This window comes from Synergistetes bacterium HGW-Synergistetes-1 (assembly GCA_002839185.1).
Lineage (GTDB): Bacteria > Synergistota > Synergistia > Synergistales > Synergistaceae > Caenicola.
In genome coordinates this window covers 12,143-29,300 of record PGXO01000013.1, presented here as the reverse complement: position 1 = coordinate 29,300, position 17,158 = coordinate 12,143, and the positions used below count along the sequence as shown (strand labels likewise).

The following is a 17,158-nucleotide window of genomic DNA, read 5'->3' as shown; positions in this document are numbered from 1 at the left end:
CAAGGCGTATAACATAGACCTCTATCCGCTGCTTGCATTGTATTTCACCCGTCTTTACAGAACAACTGAAATACTTACATCAATATACGAGGCGTATATGAATACGTTGAGGTGAAAAAGCATCGCATGTTGCTAAGTCAGCGCCGCTCTAAACCTCAATTACTCCGAGTGCGGAGATCGTCTCCATATCCTTATCCCCCCGCCCCGAGAGGTTAACTAGGATTTTCTTATCTTTTTCCATTGCGGCTGCGATCCTTATCGCTCCGGCAAGTGCGTGGGAGCTTTCAAGCGCGGGGATGATCCCTTCTGTCCTGCAAAGAAGCCTGAATGCATGAAGCGCTTCTTTGTCGCTTGCGCATATGTATTCTGCTCGTCCGCTCTCCTTGAGTGCGGCGTGCGCGGGTCCGACTGAGGGATAATCAAGTCCGGCTGCTATTGAATAGACTTCTGCGGGCTCACCCTTATCATCGGTAAGAACGTAGCTTTTGAACCCATGGAGGACTCCCGGGGAACCCTTTGTAAGGCTGGCGGCGTGATCTCCGTATGTCAGTCCTCTTCCTGATGGTTCGACACCGATAAGGCGGACATCCTTGTCTTCGATGAAGGCTGTGAAGGCTCCTATCGCATTGCTTCCTCCGCCTACACATGCGATGACGGCGTCCGGCAGGGAGCCGGTCCGTTCAAGCATCTGCGCCCTTGCTTCCTCGCCGATTATTTTCTGGAAATTCTGTACCATAGTCGGATATGGGTGCGGCCCAACCGCAGAACCGATAAGGTAAAAGACCGAGGTGTCGTTGCAGAATGCCGCAAGTGCTGCATCTACAGCTTCCTTGAGCGTTCCCTGTCCGTCTGAGACAGGTACGACTTTAGCGCCAAGCGCTTTCATCCTGAGCACATTCGGGGCCTGGCGCTGTACGTCGACTTCTCCCATGTAGACATCGCATTCCATACCCATCAGCGCTGCGACTGTGGCACTTGCAACGCCGTGCATGCCTGCCCCTGTCTCAGCAATGATTTTTTTCTTGCCCATTCTTTTGGCAAGAAGTGCCTGTCCTATGCAGTTGTTTATCTTGTGAGCCCCTGTGTGGTTGAGGTCTTCTCTCTTGAGGAAGATCCTGGCCCCACCTACTGTCCTGGTGAGGTTTTTGCACTCGGTGAGTGCGGAGGGACGTCCCACGTAGTCCTTTAGAAGGGAGAGATATTCTTCCCTGAATGATTTGTCTGCCGTGCATTTCTCATACTCTTCCGCGATCTCCGTAAGGATCGGCTCGAGCGCTCCCGGAACGTATGTGCCTCCGAATCCGCTGTAGATGCCTTTTACCGGAAAACCTGCCTGATTTTGTAATCTCTCTGTCATGATATTATCCTCCTCTTAGCTCTTGTAAACTCTCTGGTCTGTTCTCATCTTTTCAGCGCGTGCTGCCGTGGTGCATTTATAAAAAAAGAGGGACTGAAAGAAAATTTCCCTTTCAGTCCCCCTGTATCGACACAGCAAGATACGGGCGGACGCTAGACGCACCACCAGCTGTTGAAATTCTTATTCGTGAGGTTGGTAAATGATTTCATGCAGCTTCCCCCGTACTTCCGATATATTGCGCGAAATAGTACCACTCTAATCAATAAATTGCAATCCCACTAAATGATCATGTCTAAAAATACCCAAACACAAGCGCCAGATATGTTTCCTGGAGGCTCCGTCGCAGGATGATCATTTTTGATATAAAATACTACAGTGGTGCCTGAAAAATCGCCGTAAAATCTTATTTTTACCAAGGGGTCGCTTTTTTTGAGTTCTGTAAAAATTTTGTTTTTTATCCTTACTCTGGGGTATATCCTGGGGAGCATAAAATTCTTCAACATCAGGCTCGGCACATCGGGAGTCCTGCTTGTTGCCCTGATCTTCGGGCATTTTGGACAGGAGATATCCGGCGCTGTCCGTGACATCGGCCTGGTATGTTTTGTTGCGTCTGTGGGATTGATAGCAGGTCCAGTATTTTTCTGCAATTTCAAAAGCAGAGCCGTTGCCTACATGGTAATAGGATTCGTGACGATCATTTCCGGCGCAGCTTTATGCGTGGCTTCAATAAAGATATTGGGGATTCCAGTTCCTCTTGCTGTAGGAATAATGAACGGCGCACTGACAAGCACCCCGGGGCTCGCTGCCGCTATCGAAGCGACAGGTGATCCGAGCGCCTCCATAGGATATGGTATTGCTTATCCTTTTGGTGTCCTGGGTGTTGTCCTCTTTGTACAGATAGTGCCCAGGATACTCAGAATAGATTTCAGCCAGACCAAGCCTGTGATGGACTGTGGGCAGGACCTGCAGCCGGAGGGTACTGCAGGAAAAGGATCTATGAAAATTGACCCCTTCGGGTTTTTTCCTCTTGTACTGACAATAGCGGCAGGACTGATCGCTGCAAAGATAGTGATACCTCTTCCCGGAGGAGCCAGGTTTAGCCTGGGTGCCTCCGGCGGACCGCTCCTTACCGGACTTATCATAGGATATTTCGGTCACATAGGCCCGATATCGCTTGAGGTAAGAAAATCTACCCTTGAAACGATGAGGGAGTTCGGGCTTGCGCTCTTTCTTGCAGGTGCGGGGGCGGCAGCGGGCAAGGGCTTTGTGGCGACCCTCACGGAACATGGCCCGGTTCTCTTCTTCGCGGGGGTCGGAATGACCCTTTTGCCAATGATGGCGGGGTATTTTATTGCAGTGAAGATGTTTGGCCTCGACATATTCAACACTCTTGGATCGATATGCGGAGGAATGACAAGTACCCCGGCGCTGGGAGTCCTTATCTCAGAGACGCGTACCGACTACGTATCCCTTCCATACGCAGCGACATACCCTGTAGCACTAATACTCGTTGTTCTGGCCTCCCAGTTCATAGCCATCCTCTGCTGAGGGTCAGCGCAGAATAAATAAGGTTGAAGACTGTCTTACAAACAAAAAGAGATCTTCCGGCAATGTCCGGAAGATCTCTTTTGTATCATGTTATATCAGGGTCTAGCTGCTCAGCTTGTACCATGCCCATGCTGATCCGCTAAGGTCCGGCGTATTGCTCCACCATTGTCCCTTGTTAACCTCATAACTATCCGTGTATCCCTGGACCATGCAGACATAGTAATCGCCGTTGTAGTAGAGGATATCTCCCCTGTAAAATTTATACCCTGTCTCGACCTCGTCCCAGCTTTTTGAGACTCCCGTGAACTCTACTAAGCCTCCGCCGGATTTTGTAGTCCACCATTTGTCTGGGCTCATTTCCGGGCTGCTGTCACCGCTGTAGTAAATATCAGATTCTGCTCCTACTGCCACGTAATATTTGTCTTCGAGCTTAAATTTCTGTCCCTGACTAAAAGAAATGCTGTCTCCATCAACAATGGCTTCTTCCCAGTCATCTATCGCCTGGTATCCGTCGCCGCCGAAATTATTGGTTCCGGGGATAATGTTTCCTGGCGGGTCTGGATCGTCCCCGCCGCCTGGATCATCTCCTCCGCCTGTCCCCCCACTGCCGTGAACTGAACAAACAACGATCTCTCTGCCGTTTTCTTCACCTGCTGAATAGATGCCGCCGGAGGGGCATTTCACTTCGTTGTTGCTTATGGTGTCCTTGTATTTGTCGTTGATGAAGCTCTGCAGTGTGTAATTCTCTTTGCTGAGTCCGTTTGAGAATCTGTATGCATCAAGGGCCAGCATTATAGTGGCCCTGTTTCCGCTGCATGCCTTTTCTCTGACCATATCGTCAGAGGGGCCGATAACCAGATATAAAATTCCCGCCAGGATCCCTATTATTATGACTACGATAAGCAGTTCGACCAATGAAAATCCTTTGTCTATTTTTCTCATGCTGTCCCCCCTGCCGAATATGATCGCTCTATTATAGTATCTCTTCAGCATAATGTGCAGCAATAAAGTGCCGGGATTTTAAACTCTGGGTCATATGGCCATCTCGATCTTGACTTCGCTGAAAGCGTCTATTGCCGCGTCAAGGTCCTCTTTCGTATGCCTTGCCGAGACCTGTGTCCTGATGCGGGCTTTGCCCCTTGGCACGACAGGGAAAGAAAAGCCGGTAACGTAGACTCCTTTTTCAAGGAGCCTGGCCGAGAATTCAGTGGCTATCCTTGCATCATAGAGCATGATGGGGACGATGGGATGTGTTCCAGGCAGCAGGTCGAAACCAAGGGCTTCCATCTTCTCCCTGAAGTATGAGGTGTTTTCATGTACCCTGTCCCTGTATTCGGTTGTGTCCCCAAGCATTTTGATGACCTCAAGAGAAGCCCCTGCTATTGCCGGGGCAAGGGTGTTTGAGAAAAGATAGGGTCTGCTGCGCTGCCTAAGGAGTTCAACGACCTCCTTCTTTGCGCTGACGTAGCCTCCGGACGCACCGCCGAGAGCCTTTCCGAGAGTGCCGGTCAGAATGTCCACCCTGCCCATTACCCCGCAGTATTCGTGGGTGCCGCGCCCGGTCTTTCCCATGAACCCTACCGCATGGCTGTCATCGACCAGTACGAGGGCATCGAACTCGTCCGCAAGATCGCAGATGGACTTAAGGTTTGCGATGTATCCGTCCATTGAAAAGACTCCGTCTGTGACTATCATCTTAATTCGGGAGCCCTTTGCCGCTTCAAGCTGTGTCCTCAGGTCTTCCATATCGTTGTTTTTATATCTGAATTTTGCTGCCTTGCAGAGACGGATCCCGTCGATGATGCTAGCGTGGTTCAGTTCATCGCTTATGACGGCGTCGCCTTCGCCCAGTATGGGTTCAAAGACACCTCCGTTGGCGTCGTAGCATGATGAATAGAGGATAGTATCCTCCATGCCAAGGAAGTCGCTTATAGCTGCTTCGAGATCCTTGTGTATCTGCTGTGTGCCGCAGATGAATCGTACCGAGGCGAGTCCGTAACCCCATCTGTCGTATGCCTCTTTTGCTGCCCTGATGACTCTGGGGGAGTCTGCAAGGCCGAGATAGTTGTTTGCGCACATGTTTATGACACCGAAATTTGTTGTTGTATCTATGATGTCTCTCTGAGGAGTTGTGATAACCCTCTCTGATTTGTAGAGTCCCTGTTCTTTTATCTCTTCTATCGTTTTGGTTATGATCCCTATGGCGCTTTTCATTTATCTCATCCCCCGGTCATTATATTTAGATAAACAAACGTTTGCCTGTCGGTACAGGATAATGGAAGATCAAAGGTTTTGCCAGTCCAGGACAACCTTGCCCGATTCGCCGGTGTTCATTGCCCTGAAACCCTCTTCGAAATCCATGACATCGAACCTGTGGGTTATGACACGGCTTATATCCAGCCCGCTCTGAAGCATCGTAGTCATCTTGTACCACGTCTCATACATCTGCCGGCCGTATATACCCTTGAGGGTAAGTCCGTGGAATATGACCTTGTCCCAGTCTATTACCGTTCCGGGTTCAAGGAGCCCCAGAAGCGCTATCCTGCCTCCGTTGAACATGTGGTCGACCATGTCTGAGAATGCCTTCGGGCTTCCGGACATTTCAAGTCCCACATCGAAGCCCTCCCTCATCCCAAGCTCATCGAAGATGTCTCTTAACTTTTCTCTCTTTACGTTGACAGTTCTTGTCGCTCCCATCTCTTTTGCAAGCGAGAGCCTGTAATCGTTGAGGTCTGTCACCACTACGTTCCTTGCTCCGACATGCCTGCATATTGCAGCTGCCATCATGCCTATCGGACCGGCGCCTGTAATTAGGACGTCCTCTCCGATGAGGTCGAACTGAAGTGCCGTGTGGGTGGCGTTTCCAAGCGGATCGAAGCAGGATACGATGTCATCGGGTATCTCAGGAGCGCATCTCCAGACATTCGTCTTGGGTATCGAAAGGTATTGCGCAAAAGCCCCGTTCCTGTTGACTCCGACGCCGATGGTGTTCGGACAGTTGTGCCGTCTCCCGGCCAGGCAGTTTCTGCAGGTGCCGCAGACGATGTGTCCCTCTCCGGAGACCCTCTCGCCTATCTCCCAGCCCCGGACATGGCTGCCAGTCTGTACTATCTCTCCGACGAACTCATGGCCTATGGTCATAGGGGTCTTTATGGTCTTTTTTGACCATTCGTTCCAGTTGTAGATGTGGAGATCAGTGCCGCAGATGGAAGTCTTCTTGATCTTGATAAGAACGTCATCGGGTCCTACTTCGGGCATATCAACTTCGCGCATCCACAGTCCCGGTTCCGGCCTTTCCTTTACCAGAGCAATCATCTTTTTTGTCATGACCTCACACTCCCGGAGAGATTATTTTGATGACTTCCGTCAAAAGGGCATATCTGTTCTTTCAAAGTAAATAAATAATTAAGGAGCAGATACTATTTTACCCCTTTCATTAGTTTACGGCTCGTTTATCTGTATGAGTCGCTGACTCATGATGAACTGTGTTTTGTAATAAGGGTCTCCAGATAGCGTGATTTCAGCTGCGCCTGGGCGAAGCTCCTCTTCAGTCCGGGCATTTTGAGTATCGTTCCGAGTACGCCTGCAAGGAGCCTGTGGCTGAAGAGCACTTTGTTGTCGAAGATGAGTTCCTGCAGAAGTCCTCTTTCGGTTGCCATCACGACTATTCTGTGAGTAGTGTCAAGGGGTGTGATCAGCCTGTTGGGGCGTGGTTCGAAGATCAGGGCTCCTGCCGGGCAGTGCTTCAGGCATACTCCGCAGCCGATGCATTTTTTTTCATCAACGACGGCCTTTCGAGCAGGGCCTTCCCCTATTATTTCGATAGCATCCACAGGACATATTTTTTCACATTTTCCGCAGCCTATGCAGCTCTCTTTATCTACTATTGTAATGAAGTTTGAGCAGATCGTCTGGGCGACTCCGAAGCGCCTTATTGCCAGAAGCGCTTCACAGCAGCATGAACAGCAGTTGCAGATAAAATTGACCTTTTGGCGGACATTCTCGCCAAACTGGACCAGGTCATGATCGTATGCCTGCTGCAGGAGGTCTTTGCATTCAGAGATATCGACCTGTCTGGCATGTCCGTGCTTTATCAGGGTGGCTGCAGTAGTGTTGAAGGTCATGCATATATCCATCGGGGCGTCGCATGCCGTACCGTTGTGGAGAGCCTTATGGCGGCAGTAGCACATGCTTATGCCGATGTGCGATGCTGTCTCTATCACATTTGTTGCGCGTTCGTGATCGAGGACGTGCAATGCATACTCATCGGGTATCTGCGGTTCCTGCGGGAAGATCCTCCCCATCTGGGTATCACCTCCGCAGACAAGATCCTTCATGAAATCTTCCTCGACGGATATGTACTGCAGGAAGAGTTCGCTGAGCGTTTTCTGATCAATGTCTTCCCGCACCCTCATAAGGGAGAACTCAAAAAATCCGGCCATGGGAGGCGGTACTGCATATATCTGTTCCCCGTTCTGTTCGATGTCCACCAGTATTGCCCTCTCCGCGAGCTCATCCAGTATTTTATGGGCCTCGTTTTCAGGGAGCTTCCATATCTCTGCAGCCTGTTTTGCCCTGAATGGTTTTATTGGGAGCTGGGCCATCAGTCCGGCCTCTTTTTCGGTCATCAGTATCTTTAAAATGTCAAAAAGAAGTTTTGAGGCAGGCGCTCCCTGGGGGAATCTGTTCAGCCTCTCGGTAAGCCTTGAGTAAGGAGATCCATGAGTGTGGTTGTGTGCCATCTTCAATACCTCCGTGCTGTTTTTGTCTGTCAGAGGGTAAATTGCATCAACAGCATCATAATTATACCTCTCATAACAAAAGCAGGGGCTTTTGCCCCTGCTTTTGTTCAGTATTCCTTGTATTTTGGATGTTTTTTTCTTATAAAATCATGCGGCTTTCTTAAAACTACAGGTCAAGCTTCATGTCCCCCGGTTTTATGAGTCCGGTTTTCCTCATTATCTCTGCTATTGCAAGGGTAGTGACTGCTGGCAGCAGGAAATGCATGAGGCCTATCTGCATCAGTACCGCAGGGCTGCTTCCCATTGCGTCAATCGCCCCGAACTGTCCGACAAAACCGCTGGTCCCCATCCCTGCGCCGGAAGGGATGTTCTCCATTTTAAAAACAAGTGTCGATATCGGGCCCAGAATAAGGCTTGCAAGCGTGGGGGGGACCCATATCAACGGGTGTCTCACAATATTGGGCATCTGGAGCATTGAGGTCCCGAGCCCCTGCGACAGCAGTCCGGAAAGGCCGTTCTCCCTGAAGCTCATGACCGCAAAACCTATCATCTGTGTCGAGCATCCTACCGTCGCGGCCCCGGCGGCAAGTCCTGAAAGGTTAAGCGCAACAGCGATCGCAGCACTTGATATGGGAAGGGTAAGTATCATTCCCATTATCGCGGAGACGATGGCTCCCATCGGACCCGGCTGAAGTTCCGTGGCGTTCATGATTATTATCCCGATCCCGGTCATCATCGCGCTTATTGTGGGGCCCGCCAGCTTTGCCACAGCCATGCCCGCAATTATGGTCCCGGAAGGCGTCGCTATTATATCTATCTTTGTCTCTTTCGATATTATCTTACCTACTTCAGATGCCACGACGGCACCTACAAAAGCCCCCACCGGACCTCCCCATGTGTTGCCGGCAAAACCTACTGCCACGCAGGAGAAGACGACCATTGCAGGAGCTCTCAGAGCCTGTGCTATTGCCACTGCTATTGCCGCGCCCGTCATGGAGCTCGCCAGGCCGCCGAATTCCACCAGTATCGGTATCCCGGCCTTTGTGCCGATGGTCTTGAGGATCAACCCGGTTATCAATGATGAGAACAGACCTACTCCCATTGCTCCGAGCGCGTCCACGAAGTAGCGTTTGAATGAGAACTCTACCCCTTTGCGTTCGAGAAATGCAGAGATTTTGTTATTGCTCTTTCCCAAAAGACAGGACCTCTTTTCAGGTTGTTTTGTGAATTGCTTTGTTGGCAAGCATTGTAATGAAGTTCTGCCTAATTAACAACCCCAATCTTTAAAATTAATGACATCGGAGGCTGAATGTGATATTTTTACTGGAACAAGACACAGAATAAAGAGATACAGGGAGGCAGCATAAGATGACAACAGCAAGCATTCTGAACAACGTCATAGGTCCGGTCATGCCCGGAAGTTCAAGTTCACACACAGCAGGCCCTTACCACATAGCAAAGATGTGCCGCAGCATGATAGGCGAGCTGCCCTGCGAGATATCATTCACATTTGAACCGGCATCCTCGATAGCGGAGGTCTATCATGAACAGGGAAGCGACCTGGCCCTTATAATGGGAACACTGGATCTGCCGCTTACCGACCCCCGTTTCAAAAAGGCTTTTGATCTTTTTCCATCCTTCGGGGTGGATATTAAGTTTATTGTTAAAAGCTTCCCTGAGTCATGCCATCCAAACAGCATAAAGATCGAGGCGAAGCTTAAGGACGGATCGACCTTTTCTGCAGTTGCCGATTCCACCGGCGGCGGGGCCCTTCTCTTTCGCCGTCTCAACGGATGGGAAGTTGAAATGACCGGCGATGCTTACTGGTTCTCTGTCGAAGTTCCTGCGGAAAGGTCTGCGGACGTCATGGAGATGCTCCAAAAGTCCGGTAAAGTATCTGCAAGCGAAAAAAACGGCAGGTCAATGCTGCTTTTGTCAACGCCCGCTCCCGTTGATTCACTTATCATTGAAAAACTAAAGTCCGAAAAGCAGCTTTTCAGCTGTTTCTGCGCGATACCTGTTTTTTTCCCTATAAGGGGAGAAAGGATATTCACCTCCGGCGAGGAGATGGTGAAATATGCCGAAGAGAAGGGGCTTTCTCTCGGTGAAGCCGCGCTTGAGTTTGAATCCGCCCTTCTGTGCATGCCCAAAGAGACTCTTGATGCTGAAATGGACAGGCGGCTTCAGGTGATGATTGATTCAGTCACTCTGGGTCTTTCAGAGAACAGCCCGCAGATGTTCCTCCTTGATCCTTCTGCAAAGAAGATAATGGATGCAGAAAAGGAAGGACGCCTTGCACTTGGCGGGATACATACCAGAGCGGCGGCGCGCGCGATGGCCGCGATGCAGGTCAACAGCGGACAGGGAATAGTATGCGCTGCTCCGACGGGCGGCTCTGCAGGGGTCATCCCCGGGGTAATGGTGACGATGCTGGAAGACATGAAAAAAACACGTGAGGAAGTCGTCCGTTCCATGTGGGCTGCAGGTGCGATCGGCTGGGTACTTGCGACGAGAGGCACATTTGCCGCCGAAGTATGCGGATGTCAGGTCGAGATAGGAGCGGCAGGAGCCATGGGAGCGGGAGCTGTGGTCGAGGCAGCGGGAGGTTCGGCGCGTCAGGCTGCCGATGCCGGGGCCATCATGTTCCAGAACGCGATGGGGCTGGTCTGCGACCTTGTGCAGGCGATAGTTGAGATCCCATGCCACACAAGGAACGGTTCATTTGCATCCCAGGCATTCATCTGCGCGGATATGATACTCGGAGGATATTACAACGCAGTAGGTATCGATGACACCGTGGACGCGGTCTACTCTTCGGGAAGGATGCTCCCGCTCGAACTTCGCTGCACGTCACTTGGCGGCATGGCAGTTACGCCAAGCTCCCTTTCCATGCCAAGAAAGAGATAATTGGATAAAAAAACGGGGCTGCGTAAGATATCACGCAGCCCCTTAAATTTTTACATCCTGTTTCTACATCGGCGGTTCCTGAAGTAATCTTTTGCAAAATCTTTTGTGCCCTGAGGGATCAAAGGCGGCTTTCCCTCGTCTATCCTGTAGTTCCTGTAATAGATCATAAGGTCGCAGCTTACAAGCAGTTCGTTGAAGGTATATGGCAAGATAAGGAAGCTCCCGTCGGCCCTGAGCAGTATCCTTGTGATCCCTGCGGCATATCCGACGAATATTATTGCGAGAAAGAAAAGACTTTTGCCTTTTCTTGTTTTGCTCGTCCATGATTTATGTATAGAAGCCGGCCATGCTGCCGCGAAGCAGATCAGCATTATTGATTCAAGCGCACTGTCCCAGAACATAAAATATAAGTTCCCTCCGATTTAAATGATCGTTCTCTGAGCAGGGTGCGCAATATCAGGAAGCAGTTCCCAGATAAGTTCCCTCTTCTCTTTTACATTTTCAAGCGCTTCCATTGAAACCGCCCATATCTCACAGGGATTTGCGTTCTCAACAAGTTTTTCTCCGAATTTACCGAGCTCTTCCGCCATAGCTGCCGCCTCATCTTCCCTCTCTGTTGTGAAGATGAGCCAGCTGACGCTGTCCTGCTCCTGGGTATCCCTGTCCACGTAGCCGGGGATCATCATCCTTCTCAGTGTGTTCAGCCAAAGATGGAATTTTGCGACAGCCGCAAGGTTTTTTTCTGTCTCGTGTTCAGGGAATATAAAGAGGAACCTGTCCGTGTTGATCACTTTCATCCGGTCGTTGGGGTGGCCTCCAAAATCCCTGTACTGCATGAAATCATAGTGGCAGAGGTAAAGCAGGTCGATATTCAGTCTGCCGGGCTCCATTGAGTTATCTGCACACCATGAGCGCAGCCTTTCCGGGGTCACGAGGTCCGTTTTTCTTCCCTCTATAAGGGCAGGCTTGAACTCCTCATTTATCTTCCTGTAGAGAAAGGAGTCTGTGTAGCTCCATTCCGGTGCCCCGTTTTTGAAGGAAAGGAGTTCTTCTTCCTTCAGGTCAGGATAAAAAATGAGATCCCGCCCTGGATGATAGACTTTGATCCCCCACCTCTGAAGGTGCGCGTTGTCCAGAAGCAACCGGAGCTTTGTCCTCTTCACGCTTCTGATAGGATCAGACGGTTTTGTCCCGGGCATGCCTTCCAGAAAAAGTTCGTCCCTCGTTCTTTCAAAGTCAGTCTTTCCTCTCTCAGTCAGGCTGTATATCCCGTCAGAGAGTTCGAGTGACCCTGAGCTGACAAGCTCATCAAGCCCCGAGGCATCCTCTCCCGCAAGTTTGAGGAGTTCGGCTGTCCAGCAGGGATTCTGTTCGTCAAACATCGTTAATATTATTTCTGACACGGTCATTTCCCCCTAAATGTTGATGTTCGGCATAAATCCTTTTATTACGGCTGTAAGAGAGAGGATGGAAATAATAAGCCAGAGGGTAACAGCCATAAACAGAGGCTTAAAGCCTATCTTTTTCAATTTATCCCTGCTCAGGCCCGCTCCTATAAGAAAGAGCGTGCCAGTCATAAGATGTTTTCCCGCAAGGGATCCCAGATTCCAGACCGCTTCAAGTGCGGGAAAAAGTGACCTTGCCGCGGCAGCAGCTAAAAATCCTATCAAAAACCACTGGAATGGCGCCTTGCTCTCAGACCTGTTCAGCTTTGCTCCCCCAATAGCCAGAGGCAGTATCCATAGTGCGCGCGTGAGTTTGACTGTGGTTCCTATCGCCAGAGCCTCTGCTCCGTAGATAGCTGCCGCCCCGACCACGCTGCTTGTGTCATGTATTGCAAGGGCCGCCCAGAAGCCGAACTGCTGCTGTGAAAGTTCAAAGAAACGGCCTATTGCGGGGAATATCAGCAGTCCGGCTCCGTTGAGCAGAAAGACTACCGCCATCGCTACACCGGTATCCGACTGCGATGCCCCGATGGATGGCGACATTGCGGCTATGGCGCTTCCTCCGCATACAGCCGTACCGGTGCTCAGAAGAAGGGAAAGGTCTCTCTTTACGCCGAACATCCTGCCAAGGGTCATGCCAATTATAAGGGTCAATGATATAGATATCATAGTGATCCATACAGAAGTCAGGCCGACCCTTATGACCGTGTTTAGGTGCATCCCGAACCCCAGAAGGATGACAGCGATCTGGAGGAGTTTTTTTGACACTTTTCCGGTACTTTCGGCGGCAGGGTTTCCTGCCGAAAGAGCTGCGGCTGATCCAAGGAGCAATCCCCATGCCGGGTTTGATGTAAGGATCGAGAGAAACGCTGCTGCAGCCAGCCATATTTTAAGATCAGATGTGATGATTTTTAAGCGATTTTCCAAAACCGATCCTCCAAAAATTAATGGTCGTTCAATAATAAGGGTAAATTATAATCCCACAAGTGGTATGTTTGGCCTATTTTCTCCCTTCCGTATCTCCTGCTGATATATTATTAGTGTGAAAAGAATCCATCACTTTATCCCGTTTAATGTTGACCATCCCAGAGAAATGGAATAGAATATCCGGTATTCCGTTATTGCGAGGAGGAGAACGAACTGAATCCTATCGTCAGCTTGCCGGATCCCCTGATCCTGGGTCTGCATGCTCTTGGAGAGCTTGCGAAAAACCCGGACAGATGTCTTTCCACACAGCAGATAGCAGCAGCAATAGGCTCCACTGAGCCGCATCTTTCAAAAGTCCTCCAACGTCTCAATAAGGGAGGAATGGTCAAGTCTGTGCGCGGTCCGGGCGGCGGTTACAAGCTAAATTGTGTGCCGGAAGAGACCCCCCTTCGCAACATCTTTGAGCTTCTTGGCGGGCCCTTTGACTCTAAGGGCTGCGGACTTGACGGCTGCAAAAACAAAGTTTGCTTTATCGGTGCAATGATGGACGAACTGACAAGGGCCTTTTTAAGATATCTTGAGTCCAGGACCCTGGCCGATTTCACGAAATACTATGATCATTCCATACCGGTGGAAATTGAAATATCAGTTATAACGCCAAGTCTTGGTCAGAAACACCCGAATTTCAGCCACATAAGTACTAAATAAAATTCATATAAAATTTATTTTAGGAAGGATTGAGTCAATTTGAATAAGTTAAGAGGTCTCTTTTGTCTGCTGCTTTTTGCTCTGATCTTGGTGCCCAACGCAGCATTCGCCGATGGATTTGCTATCTATGAATGGTCTGCGGGAGGAGTGGCGATGGGAGAAGCCTATATGTTTGCTGAAGACGATCCTTCCCTGCTTGCTTATAACCCTGCAGGCATTACAAGGCTTAAGGGAAGCTGGATAAGCGGAGGCCTTTCGTACATAAACCCGAGAGGGAGAGTCGATTTTCACGGCGGCAGTGATGATGGTGAGACATGGAGCAATGATGAGGCTCCCGGGTATGTTCCCAACCTTTTTTATGTGAAGCAGCAAAATGATAAGCTCTGGTGGGGAATAGGAGTATTCTCCAGATTCGGGAACTCGACGCAATACGATCCCGCATGGCCGGGAAGGTTTAACAGCCATCTGGCTAAGATCACAGGTCTGACAGTTCAGCCGACAGTAGCGTACAAGGTTACGGACAAACTTTCTATAGCGGCAGGGCTTGACATAAATTATATCAGGCTGCAGATGAGCAAAAAGATACCCGGAGCCATAGCTTACAAGTATGGACTTTCTCCGGGAACTGAAGTGGATTATAAGCTTGACGGAGACAATATAGCACTGGGATGGAACTTAGGTTTCAATTACGATTTTACTGAGAACACATCATTCGCTGCTGTTTACCGTTCCTCGATCAAACAAAATATGGATGCGGACCTTGATTTGACAAACGGCGGAGCTAAATCCACGAAAGCACATGGCACAGTAACACTGCCAGACAGCCTGACGTTCGGTTTCGGCCACAAATTCAATGAAAAAACGAGGGCGGAGATCGGTGCTACCTACACAAAGTGGAGCACTTATGACAAATTGGAAATGACCTATGATAATTATCTGCCTAAATCTACTGAAATCAAGGACTGGAAAGATGTGTGGCGCTATCAGGTCGGTATAGAGCACAAAATAAACGAGATCTGGAGCATAATGGGAGGATACGCTTACGACAACAGCCCGATGCCGGATGAATACATGGATTTCGCGGTCCCAACCGGAGACAGACAGACTCTAAGCATAGGTTTCAAGAAGCGCAGCGAGAATTCAGAGCTTGTCTTTGCATGGGGATTTATGTGGATAAAAGACCGGGTAATAAATGCATCAACAAAAGCAACGGATGTTTACGGCGGGACGTATACTACAGCAGATGCGCGCGACAACACCGCCCATATCCTATCCTTGAGTTATATAGTCCATCTTAAATAACCGCAATATTTTAATAAATGATGAAACGGTTTCGCCTTAAAGGTGGGGCCGTTTTTTTATATTTCAGTAAATTGTATAATTTGCACCATCACTCTTGCCAATTTTTTTTATTGTTGTAAGCTATAGACAGGGCGGTAAAAACGCCGCAGTTGTTTTTTGTGCAAAAATATCATTTATTTCCCGGGGAGGAAATTTTCAATGGCTACACAGGGGCATTTCGTGGATCTCGAGAGCTTTAAAAAACTCAACTCCATTCCTATAAGGACCACTATCGAGACAGCTTTCTACGGAAACAATGTCATTAAGATCAAAGATCTCTGCCAGGCTTATGAACTTGCAAAGAACAGTCCGGGTGCTATCGAGCTTACCGGAATGCCTGTTCTTCGTCCTACAGAGCTGGGACTTCCCGAAGGAGCCAACGTACTTCTTTTCAACGACGGAGCAGTCTTCGGCAGATGCGCAGCGGCAAGAAGGATCGTTGGTTATCCCAATGTTTCGGTCCCTGAGTATGCAACACTTCTTCGAGAGGCAATTTACAATTCCAGATTCAGAAAATTTTACTCAGCGGAAGCCGTTATTGGCCTTGAAGAGGACTTTATGGTCAAGGCAAATGTTATGGTTCCTGAGAAGTTTGAGAATTCCATTTACAACTGGATGCTGAATTTCCAATATATGAACGATGAATATAGGGAACGCTATGCAAATTCGAGGGAACTGCCCAAAGACGGGGACCTCTATGTATTTATAGATCCTGAATGGACTCATCCCGATTATCCACTCGGTCTTGCTTTCTTCTCCCCGGAACAGAACTGTGCTGCGATTCTCGGAATGAGGTATTTCGGAGAGTTCAAGAAGGGTACCCTGACACTTGCATGGGGAGTTGGCGCCAGAAACGGCTACGCTGCATGCCACGGAGGGGTCAAAAGATACAAACTGAAGGATGGAAGCGATAAAAAATTTGTCATGGCAGTCTTCGGTCTTTCCGGTTCAGGAAAATCCACACTGACACATGCAAAACATAAGGACAAGTACGATGTCACAGTGCTTCATGATGACGCAGTAGTGATCAATGTAAAGGAAAAATATGCAATAGCTCTTGAACCTGCTTATTTTGACAAGATGCAGGACTACCCGATGGGTTGTGAGGATAATAAGTATCTCCTCTCCCTGCAGAATTGCGGAGTCGTAGTTGACGAAGCAGGCAAGCTTTTCGTTGTAAGCGAAGACATAAGGAATGGCAACGGACGTGCGGTGAAATCAAGGTTCTGGTCGCCAAACAGGATAGACAGGATAGACGAGCCGCTTAATGCTATCTTCTGGCTTATGAAAGATCCCACGATCCCGCCAGTGCTTAAGATAACCGGAAACTCACTTGCCTCGGTAATGGGTGCCACACTTGCAACAAGAAGGACTTCCGCGGAGAGGCTCGCTCCTGGAGTAGACCCCGATGCCTTGGTAATAGAGAGCTACGCCAACCCGTTCAGAACGTATCCCCTTGCGATGGACTACATAAGATTTAGATCTCTTTTTGAGGACGGAGTCGATTGCTACATACTCAACACCGGTTCTTTCCTTGACAAGAAGGTGGAAAAAAATACAACTCTTAAGATATTGGAAGATATCGTCGAAGGCAAGGCAAAATTCGTGCCCTTTGGCGGGATACCCGGAATGGAAGTTCTTAACATCCCCGGATTCGATGTAGACTTCAAAAACTGGACTTTCAAACAGCAGTTTATAAACAGGATGAACGACAGGATGCAATTTGTAAAATCAAGACAGACAGAGCTTGGCGGCATGGACGCGCTTCCCCCGGATGCGCTGAATGCGATTCAGTCAGTCATAGACTACCTGAAAAAATAGTTCCTCAATATATAAAGGCGGCTGAGCGATCGCTGGGCAATAGCTGAGCGGTTGCTGAGCTGTCGTCAGAACCAAAAGCACCGTCGTCCCCCGACTCATTCATCATCGTCTTCCCGGTATGCCTTTGTCGGGAAAGCACCGTTTTCCGTTAGGAAAACTTTTTAAATTAACCATAGTGCTCGAACCATTTCGAATGCGTTTTGAGATGCCGGGATCCAGAGTCTTCTGTTTTAGGGTCTTGCAAACGCAGTAATAGCGTAAAACAAAGCCACTGGGCCCCCGACAGGAGCACTCGAGGGAGACGACAAAATGACAAAGTCCGGGGACGGCAAAGAGGGAGCGGATCTTAAGATCCTACGACT

At 49.4% G+C, this 17,158-nt stretch carries 13 protein-coding genes and 1 pseudogene; 5 read left to right on the top strand and 9 right to left on the bottom strand.

The annotated features are described in order from the left end of the window. Positions 1–148: 148 nt before the first annotated feature. On the bottom strand, positions 149–1,357 hold the full coding sequence (gene trpB / locus CVV54_09980) for a tryptophan synthase subunit beta (protein ID PKL03599.1): 1,209 nt from the start codon (positions 1,355–1,357) through the stop codon (positions 149–151). 429 nt (positions 1,358–1,786) lie between these two features. Between trpB and CVV54_09975 the strand changes: the two genes are divergently transcribed. Beyond that, entirely contained in the window at positions 1,787–2,905 is a 1,119-nt protein-coding gene (locus tag CVV54_09975; protein ID PKL03598.1) for a permease, read from the top strand. Positions 2,906–3,007: 102 nt separating this feature from the next. Here the strand turns inward: CVV54_09975 and CVV54_09970 are convergent, their stop codons facing one another. The 5 genes from CVV54_09970 to CVV54_09950 form a co-directional block, all read right to left on the bottom strand. Beyond that, on the bottom strand, positions 3,008–3,847 hold the full coding sequence (locus CVV54_09970; protein ID PKL03597.1) for a hypothetical protein: 840 nt from the start codon (positions 3,845–3,847) through the stop codon (positions 3,008–3,010). Between the two features lie 90 nt (positions 3,848–3,937). Continuing rightward, positions 3,938–5,119 carry a glycine C-acetyltransferase gene (locus tag CVV54_09965; protein ID PKL03596.1) on the bottom strand — a complete coding sequence of 394 codons (1,182 nt, stop codon included), beginning with the start codon at positions 5,117–5,119 and terminating at the stop codon, positions 3,938–3,940. A 69-nt stretch (positions 5,120–5,188) separates the two neighbouring features. Continuing rightward, positions 5,189–6,232, bottom strand: a complete 1,044-nt coding sequence (locus CVV54_09960) for an L-threonine 3-dehydrogenase (GenBank protein PKL03595.1) — start codon at positions 6,230–6,232, stop codon at positions 5,189–5,191. Positions 6,233–6,378: 146 nt separating this feature from the next. Continuing rightward, positions 6,379–7,647: a (Fe-S)-binding protein gene (locus tag CVV54_09955; GenBank protein PKL03594.1), complete on the bottom strand. Its 1,269-nt coding sequence runs from the start codon at positions 7,645–7,647 to the stop codon at positions 6,379–6,381. Between the two features lie 166 nt (positions 7,648–7,813). Next, on the bottom strand, positions 7,814–8,749 hold the full coding sequence (locus CVV54_09950; protein PKL03601.1) for a PTS sugar transporter subunit IIC: 936 nt from the start codon (positions 8,747–8,749) through the stop codon (positions 7,814–7,816). A 266-nt stretch (positions 8,750–9,015) separates the two neighbouring features. On the opposite strand from CVV54_09950, the gene CVV54_09945 reads away from it, so the two are divergent. After that, complete coding sequence (locus CVV54_09945) at positions 9,016–10,554, top strand: serine dehydratase (protein ID PKL03593.1); 1,539 nt, start codon at positions 9,016–9,018, stop codon at positions 10,552–10,554. A 134-nt stretch (positions 10,555–10,688) separates the two neighbouring features. Here CVV54_09945 and CVV54_09940 read toward each other — a convergent pair. The 3 genes and pseudogenes from CVV54_09940 to CVV54_09930 all read right to left on the bottom strand — a co-directional run bounded on the left by CVV54_09940 (position 10,689) and on the right by CVV54_09930 (position 12,926). Next, positions 10,689–10,955 (bottom strand): annotated as a pseudogene (locus CVV54_09940) (hypothetical protein). A gap of 21 nt (positions 10,956–10,976) precedes the next feature. Further along, complete coding sequence (locus CVV54_09935; protein PKL03592.1) at positions 10,977–11,957, bottom strand: hypothetical protein; 981 nt, start codon at positions 11,955–11,957, stop codon at positions 10,977–10,979. 12 nt (positions 11,958–11,969) lie between these two features. Next, positions 11,970–12,926 (bottom strand): putative sulfate exporter family transporter, encoded by a 957-nt coding sequence (locus CVV54_09930; GenBank protein PKL03591.1) that lies wholly within the window; start codon positions 12,924–12,926, stop codon positions 11,970–11,972. Between the two features lie 171 nt (positions 12,927–13,097). Here CVV54_09930 and CVV54_09925 point away from each other — a divergent pair, with 171 nt between their 5' ends. From CVV54_09925 to CVV54_09915, 3 genes are all read left to right on the top strand, one after another. Beyond that, complete coding sequence (locus CVV54_09925; GenBank protein PKL03590.1) at positions 13,098–13,634, top strand: Rrf2 family transcriptional regulator; 537 nt, start codon at positions 13,098–13,100, stop codon at positions 13,632–13,634. 39 nt (positions 13,635–13,673) lie between these two features. Continuing rightward, positions 13,674–14,936 carry a hypothetical protein gene (locus tag CVV54_09920; protein ID PKL03589.1) on the top strand — a complete coding sequence of 421 codons (1,263 nt, stop codon included), beginning with the start codon at positions 13,674–13,676 and terminating at the stop codon, positions 14,934–14,936. 198 nt (positions 14,937–15,134) lie between these two features. Further along, positions 15,135–16,796, top strand: a complete 1,662-nt coding sequence (locus CVV54_09915) for a phosphoenolpyruvate carboxykinase (GenBank protein ID PKL03588.1) — start codon at positions 15,135–15,137, stop codon at positions 16,794–16,796. Positions 16,797–17,158 lie beyond the last annotated feature (362 nt).